Source organism: Bacillus sp. HMSC036E02, assembly GCF_001836235.1.
Taxonomy (GTDB): domain Bacteria; phylum Bacillota; class Bacilli; order Bacillales; family Bacillaceae_G; genus Bacillus_A; species Bacillus_A cereus.
Window position 1 is genome coordinate 1 of sequence record NZ_KV827874.1, and the last position, 15393, is coordinate 15393.

The following is a 15393-nucleotide window of genomic DNA, read 5'->3' on the forward strand; positions in this document are numbered from 1 at the left end:
TTGTTTGTTTCGTTCAGTTTTCAAAGAACTTGTCCGCCACTTCAGAAGCGACTTCATCATATTAACATCTTCATTTTTCGATGTCAACTAAGTTTTAAAATTTCTTTTTTGTCGTTTTCTGCGTTTCCGCATCAGCGACGTTTATTAATATACCATCACAATTTTTAAATAACAAGTGTTTTTTTATAAAAATATAAAAAAATTATCTACCCTACTTTCTTCTATAGAAATAACTATTATCCTCTCCACTAAAAATAGTTATTCTGATTGTATATTACTACACTTCATTCAACTAAATTGAATTTCACAATACCTTCCCAAATTTTCATTCTCTTCTATATTAAGGTTTATAATAATTATCCTTCTATAAAATAACTATACAAATTAGCCGTAAGAAAAAATCCCATCTACATTAAACAGCCACTCGCGCGCATTATCCCCTTCCTTCTCATTCGAAAATTCCCCCCTACAAATTAACAACATTCCAATCCTAATATAAACTTAAGGGAATTGTTAGAATTTTTTTACATTTAATTAATGAAAAATATCCATTTTTTGTTATATAGTAAGAAAGGACGCACTCAACTATAAATAAACCAATGGAGGAATTATTTTATGGATAGGTTAACAAAGTTTTCATTAAAAAACCGAGCTGCCATTATCATCATGATCTTTCTCATTTCCATACTCGGTGTTTATTCCGGCTCTAAATTACCTATGGAATTTTTACCAAGTATCGACAATCCGGCAATTACCGTCACAACCTTATCTCAAGGACTCGACGCTGAAACGATGACAAAGGATGTAACTGATCCTCTCGAAAAACAATTTCGCAATTTAGAACACGTCGACACCATTACTTCTTCTACATACGAGGGATTATCACGTATCGACATTACGTATACATCAAAAGCAAACATGAAAGATGCAGCACGCGAAGTCGAAAAAGCCGTCAATACAATTAAATTACCTAAAGATGTAACCAAGCCCGTAGTTAGTCAATTAAACACTTCTATGATTCCACTCGCTCAAATTACTATCCAGAAACAAAACGTTTTTTCAAAAGCAGATGAAAAACAAATTGAAAAAGAAATCGTACCACAACTCGAAAACATTGATGGTGTTGCCAACGTTATGTTTTTCGGAAAATCCACCTCTGAATTATCTATCGTACTTGATCCGAACCAATTAAAAAACAAAAACGTAACATCACAGCAGGTACTAACTGTTTTACAAGGAAAAGAAACTTCTACTCCAGCTGGGGCAATTACTGTTAATCAGGAAGAATACAACCTCCGCGTCATTGGGGACATAAAAAATGTAAATGACATTAAAAACATCACTGTGGCACCCCAAGTGAAATTGCAAGACATTGCTCAAATTGAAATTAAACAACACTACGATACAATTTCACATATAAACGGAGAAGAAGGCACAGGATTAATCATCATGAAAGAACCGAGTAAAAATGCAGTTGCCATTGGAAAAGAGATTGATAAAAAAGTTAAAGAGATAGATAAGGAATATAAAGATCAATTTTCTATTAAGCTTTTGGCTTCAACCCATGAACAAGTTGAAAATGCTGTTACTAGCATGGGAAAAGAAGTAATACTTGGAGCAATCGCTGCAACTCTAATTATCTTAATCTTTTTACGTAACTTCCGAACAACACTCATCGCTGTTGTCAGTATTCCATTATCTATTTTATTAACACTCTTTTTACTACATCAATCTAACATTACGCTTAACATTTTAACCCTCGGTGGTTTAGCTGTTGCGGTTGGGCGTCTCGTCGATGATAGTATCGTTGTCATCGAGAATATTTTCCGCCGTTTACAAAAAGATTCTTTCTCTAAAGATATCATTCTCGATGCAACGAAAGAAGTCGCAGTCGCAATTACTTCTTCTACTTTAACAACGGTCGCTGTTTTTTTACCTATCGGCCTCGTATCAGGAGCAATCGGAAAATTAATGTTACCTATGGTATTAGCAGTTGTATATTCTATACTATCATCCTTAATCGTTGCACTAACAGTTGTTCCACTTATGGCTTTTTTACTACTCAAAAAAACAAAGCATCGAAAGCCAAGTTCTTCATCACGATATGTCGCTACATTAAAGTGGGCTCTTTCTCATAAATTCATTATTCTACTTACTTCATTTTTATTATTTGCAGGATCAATTGCGGCCTATATATTACTACCGAAAGCAAACATAAAATCTGAAGACGACACAATGTTATCTATTAACATGACATTTCCAGCCGATTATAATGCTGAATCTCAAAAACAAAAAGCATTTGATTTTGAAAAGAAATTACTTTCTAATTCGGATATAACAGACGTTATTTTACGAATGGGATCTAGCGCAGAAGATGCACAATGGGGGCAAACAACTAAAAATAACCTCGCTAGTATATTCGTAGTCTTTAAAAAAGGTTCTGATATTGATCAATATATTAAAGAGTTAAAAAAGGAAAATAAAACTTTTGAGCCTGCTGAACTTGATTATATAAAAACAAGTTATTCAAGCTCTGGCGGCGGCAATAACTTACAATTTAACGTAACAGCTACTAACGAAGCGGATTTAAAAGAGGCGGCTACTATCGTTGAAACAAAACTAAAAAGCATGGATGATCTTTCTAAAGTAAAAACAAATTTAGAAGACTCTAAGAAAGAATGGCAAATTCATATTGATCAAACAAAGGCTGAACAACTAGGTTTAACACCAGAAATAGCTGCGCAACAAGTAGCATTCCTTATGAAGAAATCACCTATTGGCGAAATTACAATTAATAATGAAAAAACTACTATTATGATAGAACACAAAAAAGAAAACATTAATAAACAAGAAGATATTTTAAATACAAACATACTATCACCTATTAATGGCCCAATACCTTTAAAAGACATCGCAACTATTTCAGAAAAACAAACGCAAACAGAAATTTTCCATAAAGACGGAAAAGAAACAATCCAAATTACAGCCGAAGCTTCAAATGAAGATTTGAGTAAAGTAAACACAGCAGTAAATAAAGCGCTAACTGACTTAGATTTACCTAGTGGTGCAAAAGTAAATATCGCAGGAGCTACTGAATCTATGCAAGAGAATTTTACAGATTTATTCAAAATTATGGGGATTGCAATAGGGATTGTATATTTAATTATGGTTATCACCTTCGGGCAAGCACGTGCTCCTTTTGCAATCCTATTCTCTTTACCGTTAGCTGCTGTCGGCGGTATTTTAGGATTAATCATTTCAGGAACACCTGTTGATGTAAATTCCTTAATCGGCGCATTAATGTTAATCGGGATTGTTGTTACAAACGCTATTGTATTAATAGAAAGAGTCCAACAAAATCGGGAACACGGAATGGAAACAAGAGAAGCCTTACTTGAAGCAGGTTCTACTAGACTACGCCCAATTATTATGACAGCTATTACAACAATCGTTGCTATGCTCCCACTTCTATTTGGCCAATCCCAAGCAGGGAGTATGGTATCAAAAAGTTTAGCCGTCGTTGTCATCGGTGGTTTGGCAGTCTCAACTCTTCTTACATTAGTAGTTGTTCCAGTTATGTATGAACTATTAGATAAAATCGGGAGAAAAAGACGCTCCCGTAAAAAAATAAGCACTTCTACAGAAACACCTGATATTTAAAAGAAAAGGGTTATCTTCACGAATGAAGATAACCCTTTTTCTCTACCTACTCATATAATCCATCATTTTTTCCGCATACCGTTCTAGAGATTCACTAGAATCCACAATCTAAATTACATCTGTTCGTCTATATAATTAATCACAAATTCAACAATCGTTACGCCCTTTCCTTCTATAATTAAAATACAAAAGAACCCCCTATTTATAAGTAGAGAGTTCTTCTTTATAATTTATGCCGCTTTTACCTTTTTCGTCGTTTTACTTTTTCTTTTCGTTCCTGTAAAGCGCTTGTGTAATATAGATGCTACTAAGCGTGAAATAACATTGAATAGTAATACCATAATAATTAATACAGCTGCAGATTTTGTCGCAATTAACTTCGCATCCGGGATAATTCCTTCAGAATTTAACTTCCAAATGTGAACCGCTAACGTTTCAGCTGGTCTAAATGGATTTAAAGGATGAGCAGGACTTGAGAAGTCCGCTGCTGAATTTAAAATCGGAGATGTTAAACCCGCTGTATAAATTAATGCCGCTGCTTCACCAAATATACGACCCGCAGCTAAAATAACACCTGTAATGATTTGTGGTAATGACGACGGAATAATAATACGAGTGATCGTTTGCCACTTCGTTGCACCTAGCCCAAGACTTGCCTCTTTCACATTAGAAGGAACTTCTGAAATCGCATTTTCACAAACACGCGTTAAGCCCGGTAAGTTTAAAATAGTTAAAGCAAGGGCACCACCCATTACTGTATATCCCCAACCAGTCATTGTAACAAACACTAACAAACCGAATAAACCAACAACAATAGAAGGTAAAGATGCCATTGTCTCGATACATAAACGAACAAAGTTTAAAAACCGTCCTTGCTTTGCATACTCTGCTAAATATATTCCAGCACCTAATCCAAGAGGAATAGATATAATAAGCGTTATAACAAGCATATAGAAGGAATTGAATAACTGCGGACCAATCCCACCACCAGCTCTTGTATTGCTTGGTTCTCCAAACAAGAAATTAGGATCCCAAAAACCCCATCCCTTTTGTAAAATCTCAAACACTAAGAACACTAGCAAAGCTACAACTAAAGCTGCAATCGTATAAAAGATACCTGTCCAAACTTTATTTACCGTTCTTGCATTCATTATTATCGCTCACCTCTTTGCCCAATCGCTCGAATTACTAAAATAAACAGGAATGAAATAACAAGTAAAATCATCGCTAAAGTCCATAGCGCATTGTTCCAAGCAGTTCCGTTTAATGTATTTGTCATGTCCATTGTTAAAATACCAGTTAACGTCGCTGTCGGACTGTATATTCCTTCTGGTAATTTAATCGTATTCCCGATTACCATTTGAACCGCTAGCGCTTCGCCAAAAGCACGCGCTAAACCTAAAACAACACCTGTTAAAATCCCTTTCTTCGCAGCAGGAACAATTACTCGGCTAATCGCTTGCCATTTCGTTGACCCTAGACCATAAGAAGCTTCTAAATAATCAAATGGAACAGAACGTATTGCATCAGAAGCTATACTAGCAATAGTTGGCAAAATCATAATACTTAATACAACAATACCCGCAATTAAACTAAAGCCCACTCCCCCAAACGAATCACGTAATAGTGGCACTAAAATCGTAACCCCTAATAATCCGTATACAACCGAGGGAATACCAACTAATAATTCTAAAACAGGCTTCAATACTTTATTTCCAAACTTTGGCGAAATTAAATTCATGAATATAGCAAGAGCTATAGCAATTGGCGCACTAATAATGACCGCACCTAACGAAACCACCGTTGAGCCTACAATGAAAATTAAAGCCCCGAAGGATCCTTGATCAGCATTTGGATTCCATTTTGTCGATGTTAACATCTCAGTAAATGAGATACCACTTTGTGTAAAAGATTGAATACCTTTACCACAAATAAACGCAATAATAGCTAATGTAATTAAAACAATAAAAATACCACAAAACGTAACAAGTGATCTTCCTATATATTCACTTTTTACGTAATTAATTTGTTTTTTCCCCTTCATCACAGGACAGACCCCACTTCATAAATTGAAATGAACAGGACTGGCCTTGCAGCCAGCCCCATAAATTTTATTACTTATTTAATTTAGACATTGGAATATAACCCATATCTTCTACTTGCTTTTCAAAATCTTTACCTTTTACATAGTCAATGTAAGCTTTTGTTGCTTCTTTTGCCTCACCTTTTGTTACCATGTACTCGTAAGACCAAAATGGATATTTACCAGACGCAATGTTTTCAACTTTCGGTTCAGCACCATCAATTTTTACTGTTTGTAGCGCACCTTTTTTCTCGCCGACCATGTAAGACATCGCTAAATAACTTACTGAACCTGGAGTAGAGTTAATTGCTTGTTCTACTGCACCGTTAGAATCTTGTGTAGTACCAGTTCCATCATTGATTTTCGCGTCTTTCATAATTGTTTTTTCAAATGTAGCACGTGTACCAGAAGAAGCTGGACGATTAATTACGTTGATTTTTTCATCTTTCCCGCCTACTTCTTTCCAGTTTGTTACTTTTCCAGTGAAGATATCTTGTACTTGTTGTACTGTTAAGTTATCAACTTTTACATCTTTATTTACGACAAGTGCGAATGCAATACCCGCTACCTTGTTATCTACTAATTCTTTCGCCTTATTAGCATCTTTTATTTTATCTGCAGATGGAACATCTGAGTTACCAATTTGGACTGCACCAGAAGCTACTTGGTTAATTCCAGTTCCACTACCGCCACCTTGCACTTGAATAGAAACGTTTGAATTTTTCTCCATAAATTTCTTTCCGGCTTCCTCTGCAAGAGGTTGAAGTGCTGTAGAGCCTGCAGCTGCTATCGTACCTGACAATTCTTGTTTTGCATTATCGTTTCCTTTAGCATCTTTACCTGATGTCTCTTCTGCTTTTCCACATCCCACTAATGAACCCGCTACCACTAAAGCTGCTAAAGAAAATTTAATACCCTTTTTCATAACCATGTCTTGTACCCCCATTTGGATTATCACTTTTCACATTTGTCTACTTCTTTCGAACACAAATTCATTGTAGGACAATAATATTATGTAAGTGTTAAGCAATTTTTAATTTTAAGTAAATGACGATAATAATCCTTAAAAACTAGGAATCCCAACATTTATAGTTAAAGAACCCAACAAAATCCACACCATTTAAGCTGTAATGTAAATTTATTCTTAACAATGTAAATCCAATGTAAATGTTTTTCTCTCTTTTTCCCTTTTAATTAAAGTTACATTTACAATTACGCTGTATTTTGTAACTTTTACATGCCTAATTGATGCACATAAAAAAGAATTTCAGTAATATTTTTTAGTACAACTAAATAAATTGGAACAATTCTAAAATTAAATGAATATTTTTAAAGTACCAATTGACAGCATCATCCAATGTAGTCTACTATATTACTAACAAAAAGTTTACCTAAGGAAACTTTTTAAACTCAAACTAAAAATATAGAGATGAGGTAACTTTTATGGCATCGGCTAATATAAAACCACTTTCCGAATTTAAAATAGGAGAGTTTGTACAAATTGAGAAGATACAATTAGAAGGAACTATGAAACGACGCTTATTAGATTTGGGATTTATCCCAGGGGCGACGATTAAAGTATTGCAACGCAGTCCACTTGGAGATCCGGTCGCTTATCAAGTGAGCAACACAACTATTGCACTGCGTAAAGAAGAAAGCTCCCTTATTTTCGGGGTATTAATAGGAGATGATTTCAGATGAGCAAACATCGTATCGCTTTAGCTGGTAACCCGAATACAGGGAAAAGTACATTATTTAATACTTTAACAGGCTTAAAACAACATACTGGAAACTGGACGGGAAAAACTGTTTTAAAAGCTGAAGGAGAATATGAACATAACGGAAGTAATTATACATTAATAGATTTACCGGGAACTTACTCACTATACTCAAATTCCGCAGACGAAGAAGTAGCGAGGGATTATATTATATTTGAAAAACCAGAAGTAACTGTAGTTGTTATAGACGCAACTGCTATGGAAAGAAATTTAAATTTAGCACTCCAGGTGATGGAGATGACAAATAATGTAGTCATTTGCATTAACTTAATTGATGAAGCCGAGAAAAAAGGGATTGTTATCGATGAAAAGAAATTAGCAAAATCACTTGGTGTACCTGTCGTTAAAATTTCAGCACGTAACCGAGTAGGTATTGGTCATTTGCTAAATGTTATTGCAAGAGTAGCAAATAAAAAACTAATTCCAACACCAATTAAAATTACTTACAGCGAAAAAATCGAAAATATGATTCAGAAATTAGAACCACAAATTTATAAAGTGTTCGGTGATACGTATCCAGCACGTTGGATTGCGTTACGTATATTAGATGGAGATAAAAATTTCTTAACTACACTTCAAAAACACCATAATGAACCACTTGTAAGGGAGGTCGTAATTAATGGAATCTCACTCAGCCAGTAAAGCTCTTCCATTAGACTATATTATTCAACATGCACAAACACTTTCAAAAGAAGATATACGAGATGATATAGTCGGAGATATTTACCGAACATCTGCAAGCATATGTAAAGAATCTGTCCAATATACAAATACTGATAAATTATATCGTTCCGAAAAACTAGATAAAATTTTCACATCTCCAATCTGGGGATTCCCAATTATGCTCGGTATTTTATCTATTATTTTTTATCTTACAATTGCAGGCGCTAACGTACCATCTGATATGATTGCCGAATTCTTCGGATGGGCCGAAGGATATTTAACATCTTGGTTCCAAGCAGCGCATGCACCTGAATGGTTACATGGCATTTTAATACTTGGTTTGTTCCGTGGTATCGGTGCTGTTATTAGCGTTATGTTACCACCTATGGCAATCTTTTTCCCCATGTTCGCGCTATTAGAAAACTACGGATACTTACCACGTGTCGCGTTTAATATGGACCGCTTATTCAAACGATCCGGCGCACACGGGAAACAATCTTTAACAATGGCAATGGGATTTGGTTGTAATGCAGCAGCCATTATGTCAACACGTATCATTGAATCACCACGTGAACGTATGCTAGCAATTTTAACGAACAACTTCGTTCCTTGTAACGGTCGCTGGCCTATGTTAATTTTAATGGCTTCACTATTTATGGCTGCTGGTTATACAGGCAGTATGCAAACATTGGTTACTGCTGGTGTTGTAGTTGGAATGGTTGTAATTGGTGTTATTATGACATTAACCGTTTCTTGGGTACTATCAAAAACAGCCTTAAAAGGGGTTCCAACTCACTACACACTTGAGTTACCTCCGTACCGCAAGCCAAAAGTTTGGAATACAATTGTTCGCGCAACACTCGATAAATCAATCTATGTTTTAAAACGAGCTATAGTTGTTGCTGCCCCTGCGGCTGCATTAACTTGGTTACTTGCTAACATTTTTATCGGTGACACAAGCTTACTTATGTATTTTGTAAACTTCCTAGATCCATTTGCTAAAATGTTAGGACTTGACGGGTTTATTCTAGCTGCATTCATTCTTGGACTACCCGCTAATGAAATTGTAATCCCAATTTTATTAATGTCTTACTTATCAACTGGGGCTTTAACTGAAATAGATGATTTTAATCAAATTAAAAATCTATTCCTAGAAAATGGTTGGACTTGGTTAACAGCGTTAAACACAATGTTGTTCTCACTTCTTCATTTCCCGTGCGGAACAACACTTGTTAATATATACAAAGAAACAAAAAGTGCAAAATGGACATTCTTATCGTTTGCAATCCCTACCGTTATCGCCATTGTTGTTACATTCCTCTCTACACAATTGGTACATTGGTTAGGGCTTGTATAAAGCAAAGCATACATAGAAGGTATCCCCCTTCACATATGCTTTGCACGAAAGAAACCTGAAATTATTCAGGTTTCTTTTTTTGCACATCAGTATTCCACGGCTGTGCTCCATACGTTGTGAGTTTTTTATGAATAAAATATATAGTTCCTGGAAGAACTGCCATTAATATCGTGCAACTAATTCCTAATCCAGTAAACAACTTTCATCACCTTATTTCACTCTTTTCGGTAAAGCTGAACCTGAATGTTCAATTGTTGGATGAACATGAACAGTAATTTCAGCATTACTAAAGTAATTTTCGCCTTGATCCCAATTCTTACTTACCTTTTTCCACTCTTTATAATTATGTCGCTTATACACTTCCCCTAACTCTAGTACATCTACCTTATATTTTTTTTGAACAAGTTTAATTGATTTTTGAATACGCTTCTCCATTTCTTCCGATATATCCTTCTCTAAACGCTTTTCATTCAAAACCTTTTTATGATCACTAAAATGCAACTCAGCCAATGTGCCTTCCAGAGATAAATGAATATCAAACTTTGGTTTTGTAGCATTCGTTGTGGATACTTTAATTTTTCGACGTAACTTATGAATTTCATATGTAATAAGTTGATTCTTTTTACGGATGGTAAAAAAACCTCCAATTTTTTTACCTATTATATAATTCATCCCTACTGTTTCTTCCCCACTCAAATTGCCTACACACTTATTATCCTTTCCACGAAACAATGCTGCACCGTTCATTTGTACTCCTTGTTTTGTTAGTTCCAGAATAGGTAATACAAAACTTCGGTTAGAGATCATCTTTTCCTGCACCTCACCAATTCTTGCAGCCTCAATCATTTGGGCATTTTTCGGAGGGTGTTCAGCTAACATATCAATATACTGCGCCGGTAAATTTTCAGGCTTGGCACTTTGTTTTAAAATAGCTTCGGCATTTTTATTAGAAACGAACAAACGAATATTTCTTCTCATCTCATGATCGCGAATATATACATCTAACGTATTTTGTAAAATGTATGGATGTGAAAGTAATTCTTCAGAGAAAATAATCACCTGTATATGAGGGAAAAATAATGTACGACTAATTTTTTTGGCGATTATTCTTATTTGTTCAAATACACTATCTGCTTTTGCACTAACATTAATATAATTTTCGCTATCCCCACCCCCTTGTCCACCCTGTTGAGACAATTTACTGGGGAGTACCATCTGATAGGTCCCTTTCATAATTGGATTCGCTTTCTTCTCCTTCACAATATCGTAAGCCGCTCCTACTACAAATCCTCTTTCTTCTATCTCTTCTAACTCAGAACACCCACTCATAAATCCAGTTAAAGCCATAACCATTATAATTTTAAGAAGGTGTTTCATTTCCACCATTCCTTCTTTTTATTTTATATACAATTAAAACGAGCAAAGGTGCTAACACAACAAACCCCATATCTATCCAAGCTAAATAAGTCCCATAACTTGATAAAGCATTCAAACTACTAGGTATCATATTCACCATAAAAATAATAGGGGCACTTATGAAAATAAAAATTTGTTTCTTCACTTTCGGAAACATAGCACAAAACAATAAAGATGCAACGTCATAATACATTGCTGTAGTGTTATAAATAGTAATAATCCAAGTCGTAAAAAAAATCGCATCAAACCTTTCTAAAAATCCTCCACCAATTTCAATTTCTTTCCCTAATTCAATTGTTGGATATGTCAATCCACGTGTTGTCATATACGTAAAAACACTAATACAAGTTACATAAATTAAAATGTATGACAGCACGTTTACCATCACCGCTTTCGCGACTGCCATTGGCGCTTTTTTCGCTGTCTTATCATTCAGCAACACCGCATAAAATAAAGCTACTTCAAATCCAATAAACGTAAAAATAGAATTTTTAACTCCAACAGCATATTGACTTACTTTCGTTTGAAAAGCTGGTAGTAAATTATTTATTTCCATTAAATTTATATTTAATAAAGAAAGAAGTACTATCGCAATTAAAACAATAGGTAAGAATAAAACATTTAACCTTAATAAGGCTGCTCTTGATCCTGCTATTCCATAAATAACAACTAATAAAAAGAAGAAAGACAGTAGTTGTATTGGTGTATCACTAAATAAATACGTTTGAGAAATAACTGAAATCATTCGCGATTCATATGCTGTCAAAGCAGCGAACGTTAATACTAAAATGCTACTAATTGTGTATGCAACAGGCTTCGTCAAATGCGCACTCGTATATTGAACAAAATTTTGTTTCGGAAATAAGATAGCCACTCTCGTCACAAACCAACCTAAAACTGCACAGATCAATCCACCCAAAAGCAAAATAATCCAACCGTCCGAAAATAAAGTTTGGTTAGCAATATCTCTTGGCATAGACAATGCCCCTATACCAATAATGGTCGATGATACCGCAAACCCAATTTCCCGAGATCCAATCTCTTCATCGCCATACTCAAATGGTTTCAATTATTTTCGCTCCTTTGGACGTATTGTAGAATCTTTTGTTTGTAAGTACTCCGGTCTATCTTTCAACATCGCTTTTGGTATGCGAATAAATTCTTCTTTCCAATCTTTATAAAATGCAGGAGCAATTGGAGTTGTATACGGTATACCAACACTTGTTAAATTTGTAATATGAACAGCAAGTGCAATCAGAGCTAGAATGATTCCATACAACCCAAAAGCAGTTGCAGCTAATACAAAGACGAAAAGTAAAATCCGGAACGTAATCGTAATACTATATACAGGAAGCGAGAACGTAGCAATCGCAGTAACTGCAATAATAATAACTAAAAACGGATTTACAATCCCTGCATTTACCGCAGCTTCTCCAATTACAAGACCTCCTACAATCCCTATCGTTTGTCCCATTGGTTTGGGCAATCGGATTCCAGCTTCTCGTATTAATTCCATAGTCAAGGCCATCATTAACGTTTCAATATATGCTGGGAACGGAACACCTTCCCTCGCACCTGCAATTGAATAAGCCAGTTTAGAAGGAATAAGTCCTTGATGATAAGATACAAGTGCTACATACATAGCTGGTAACAAAACCGCAATTATGCCTGAACCCATACGTAAAAATCTTAATAACGTTCCAATCACCCAGCGCTCGTAATGATCTTCTACAGATTGAAAAATATCAACAAACACAAGTGGTGCAATAAGAGCAAACGGGGATCCGTCTACTAAAATGGCCGCCTTCCCTTTCGCTAATGAGGCTATAATATTATCAGGCCTCTCTGTATTCAAAAACTGTGGAAATGGGGATAAATTATTATCCTGAATTAATTGTTCAATCGTACCTGTTTCCAAAACGACATCTGTCACTATTGATTGAAGACGGCGATCTAACTCTTTTACAATGTGAGGATTAATAATATCTTCTATATATACTAGGGTTACTTCTTTCTGCGATCGCTTCCCCATAATATAAGATTGGAACCTCAACTTTGGATCGCGTAAGCTGCGTCGGATTAACATTTTATTCACATTAATATCTTCATTTAATCCAACTCTCGGTCCACGTATTAAATCTTCTGTCACTGGTGGTTCTAAACTTCGCTTCTCCCAAGCCCTACTATTAATAATGATAGCGGTTTGAATATTATCAATTAATATAACTGTATCTCCCGCTAAAATCGCATTTATAATATCCGGAAATGTTGTCTTCTTACCCACTTCCGCAATAGAAATAAAACGATCCAATAACGTCTGAACGACAGCCGCTTCATTTTGCACTTCTTCATATTGAAGAGTACGAACTACATATTTATAAACATTATCCTTGTCTGTTAACCCACATAAAAATACAACCGCACAACGTGTAAAACTCCCAGCAAGAGCAACTTCTCTAATTGTTAAATCATTAGGTGAACCTAACTCATCCCTAATTTCTTTCATAACTTCAAATAAGTTACCTTCAAGCTCTAACAATTTCCCCACCTAACTTCCTTTTCAACAAGTTTTTAGTTAGATTCCGCTAATTGAAGAAAATATATACAAAAAAGAGCTATCTCTTTTCAAAGATAGCTCTAATAAAGTAAAACTTTAATCAACCCTCACCAATCGGGCTTTTACAGGCAGCAGGGCCCCCACCTAACTTCTTTGCTTCCGCTGAATTTTGAGGTGGGGGTCTTACTGCTTGTTAATGCGGGATAAACGAATTACTTTTCCACTATTATAGTGTTTTTCTTTATAAATACACCTTTTGTAAATCCACTGACTCCAAACATCACAATTATATTAATTAGCAATGCGACTATACCTACATTCAAATCTTTTATATACTGCGGGAAACTCGGAAACATCGTGGCTATAGTTGAACCAGATAAGGTAATATATGCGACCACTAATAGCCCAACTCCCATTCCTGCAATAGCTCCTTGCTTCGTAATAATTTGACGTGGAAACAAACTACATACAAGTGCAGGGAAAAGTTGTGTAACGATACTGTATCCCATTAATAGAAGCGCTCCTATCGTTTCTCCTCCTTTAAATGTAAATAAAACTGCCACGAGCGTTACTACAGGCACAAATAATTTTGCCATCTTAGCAACTTGTCTATCTGAAGCAGCTGGAACTATCGTTCGATAAATATTTTTCGCTAACAATGTAGAAGCCGCCATAACAAGCATCGAACCCGGAACCAATGCCGTTAATACTCCCGCACTACCAATAATTCCAATAAACCAAGGGTCAAACGTTTGAAGAGCAAGTCTGAACAATGAAAGGTCTACATCCCCTCCTTTTAATCCCGGAACCTGTAATATAGCAGCAAATCCTGCAAAAAATACGAAAAGTAAAACTAAAGAATACAATGGCATAATTGCTGCATTTTTACGAAATACTTTTTCATTTTTTGCAGAAAAAGCAGAAGCAAATGTATGAGGCCACATATAGAAACCGAGGGCCGTTAATATAATAGTAGAAACAAACCAAGAAATACTCATTCCTTCTTCAGGTAAAGATAAAAATCCCGGTTTCGCTGCCTCTACAGCCTCAAACATCGGCTGAAATCCTCCATAATAATGATACGGTAAATATATACCTAAAAACATAACGATAAACAGTATCATAATATCCTTCAAAGCGGCCGTCCAAGCCGAACCATGTATACCTGAAACCATTACATATATAGTTATAACAATAGCACCAATCCAAACCGCAACAACAGGTGACACCCTTCCGTAAGAAGCTTCTGAAACGATAATTCCCAGTCCTTTTAACTGTAAAACAAGATATGGGATGATGGAAACAACACCAACAATTGAAACAATAATCCCAAGCGCTTTACTTCTATATTTCTTCGCAAAAAAATCCGACTGTGAAACAAGGTTATGCTCTTTCGCATACTTCCAAATCGGTGGCAATAAAAAATACGATAAAAGATAAGCTAAAGCGCCATAGCCTAAAATATAAAAGGTAGGTGCTCCTTTACTATACGCCCAGCCACTTCCTCCCAAAAATGTAAACGTCGTATAAATTTCACCTGCCATAAGGAGAAAAACAAAAATAGTGCCAAACCCTCTTCCCCCAACTGACCATTGCTCTAAATTCATATCTTTTCCATGTTGTGCCCGAATCCCTAAAAATAGTGCGAGAAACAAAAATAAAATAATGATAAGTAATGCAGTCATTTTACATCCTCCTTATTAGCAGGATCAAACACGTACACAAGCCCCATACAAAAAGATGTAATAAACACTGATAATAATACCCAAAATAATAAAAATGGCATCCCTAATACGTAAGGAGTAACTGAATTCGCAAATATTGGCCCAACTACTAAACAAAGAACTGGGATAAGCGCTAGAATGTGTATTTTCTTCAT

The 15393-nt window shown here is 35.4% G+C and carries 13 protein-coding genes; 4 read left to right on the forward strand and 9 right to left on the reverse strand.

All coding sequences use genetic code 11. The features are described 5' to 3' along the window. Positions 1 to 615 precede the first annotated feature (615 nt). Positions 616 to 3660 (forward strand): efflux RND transporter permease subunit, encoded by a 3045-nt coding sequence (locus tag HMPREF2590_RS25095; protein WP_050821630.1) that lies wholly within the window; start codon positions 616 to 618, stop codon positions 3658 to 3660. 230 nt (positions 3661 to 3890) lie between these two features. Here HMPREF2590_RS25095 and pstA read toward each other — a convergent pair whose 3' ends face one another. From pstA to HMPREF2590_RS25110, 3 genes are all read right to left on the reverse strand, one after another. Beyond that, positions 3891 to 4811, reverse strand: coding sequence for a phosphate ABC transporter permease PstA (pstA, locus tag HMPREF2590_RS25100; protein ID WP_000994155.1), 921 nt, complete (start codon positions 4809 to 4811; stop codon positions 3891 to 3893). Positions 4812 to 4813: 2 nt separating this feature from the next. Continuing rightward, positions 4814 to 5704, reverse strand: a complete 891-nt coding sequence (gene pstC / locus HMPREF2590_RS25105; RefSeq protein WP_000676676.1) for a phosphate ABC transporter permease subunit PstC — start codon at positions 5702 to 5704, stop codon at positions 4814 to 4816. 70 nt (positions 5705 to 5774) lie between these two features. Further along, on the reverse strand, positions 5775 to 6674 hold the full coding sequence (locus tag HMPREF2590_RS25110; RefSeq protein ID WP_000245116.1) for a phosphate ABC transporter substrate-binding protein PstS: 900 nt from the start codon (positions 6672 to 6674) through the stop codon (positions 5775 to 5777). Positions 6675 to 7186: 512 nt separating this feature from the next. On the opposite strand from HMPREF2590_RS25110, the gene HMPREF2590_RS25115 reads away from it, so the two are divergent. The 3 genes from HMPREF2590_RS25115 to HMPREF2590_RS25125 are packed head-to-tail and all read left to right on the forward strand — an operon-like array spanning position 7187 to position 9541. Beyond that, positions 7187 to 7444: a FeoA family protein gene (locus HMPREF2590_RS25115; protein ID WP_000135405.1), complete on the forward strand. Its 258-nt coding sequence runs from the start codon at positions 7187 to 7189 to the stop codon at positions 7442 to 7444. Then, positions 7441 to 8163 (forward strand): FeoB small GTPase domain-containing protein, encoded by a 723-nt coding sequence (locus HMPREF2590_RS25120; RefSeq protein WP_000033870.1) that lies wholly within the window; start codon positions 7441 to 7443, stop codon positions 8161 to 8163. Before HMPREF2590_RS25115 ends, HMPREF2590_RS25120 begins: the two co-directional genes overlap by 4 nt. Next, complete coding sequence (locus tag HMPREF2590_RS25125) at positions 8141 to 9541, forward strand: nucleoside recognition domain-containing protein (RefSeq protein ID WP_000443602.1); 1401 nt, start codon at positions 8141 to 8143, stop codon at positions 9539 to 9541. The genes HMPREF2590_RS25120 and HMPREF2590_RS25125 overlap by 23 nt, the downstream gene beginning before the upstream one ends. Positions 9542 to 9602: 61 nt before the next feature. Here HMPREF2590_RS25125 and HMPREF2590_RS30515 read toward each other — a convergent pair whose 3' ends face one another. The 6 genes from HMPREF2590_RS30515 to HMPREF2590_RS25155 form a co-directional block, all read right to left on the reverse strand. Continuing rightward, the gene (locus HMPREF2590_RS30515; RefSeq protein WP_000493997.1) at positions 9603 to 9740 is read right to left on the reverse strand and encodes a hypothetical protein; all 138 of its coding nucleotides are present in this window, start codon (positions 9738 to 9740) and stop codon (positions 9603 to 9605) included. Between the two features lie 11 nt (positions 9741 to 9751). Continuing rightward, the gene (gene gerLC, locus HMPREF2590_RS25135) at positions 9752 to 10918 is read right to left on the reverse strand and encodes a spore germination protein GerLC (protein ID WP_000681631.1); all 1167 of its coding nucleotides are present in this window, start codon (positions 10916 to 10918) and stop codon (positions 9752 to 9754) included. Then, entirely contained in the window at positions 10902 to 12026 is a 1125-nt protein-coding gene (gene gerLB / locus HMPREF2590_RS25140) for a spore germination protein GerLB (protein WP_000802007.1), read from the reverse strand. The genes gerLC and gerLB overlap by 17 nt, the downstream gene beginning before the upstream one ends. Continuing rightward, complete coding sequence (gene gerLA / locus HMPREF2590_RS25145) at positions 12027 to 13505, reverse strand: spore germination protein GerLA (RefSeq protein WP_002004436.1); 1479 nt, start codon at positions 13503 to 13505, stop codon at positions 12027 to 12029. It lies immediately after the preceding gene. A gap of 221 nt (positions 13506 to 13726) precedes the next feature. Next, entirely contained in the window at positions 13727 to 15199 is a 1473-nt protein-coding gene (locus HMPREF2590_RS25150; protein ID WP_000125933.1) for a sodium:solute symporter family protein, read from the reverse strand. Next, positions 15196 to 15393, reverse strand: a complete 198-nt coding sequence (locus HMPREF2590_RS25155) for a DUF3311 domain-containing protein (protein WP_000719833.1) — start codon at positions 15391 to 15393, stop codon at positions 15196 to 15198. The genes HMPREF2590_RS25150 and HMPREF2590_RS25155 overlap by 4 nt, the downstream gene beginning before the upstream one ends.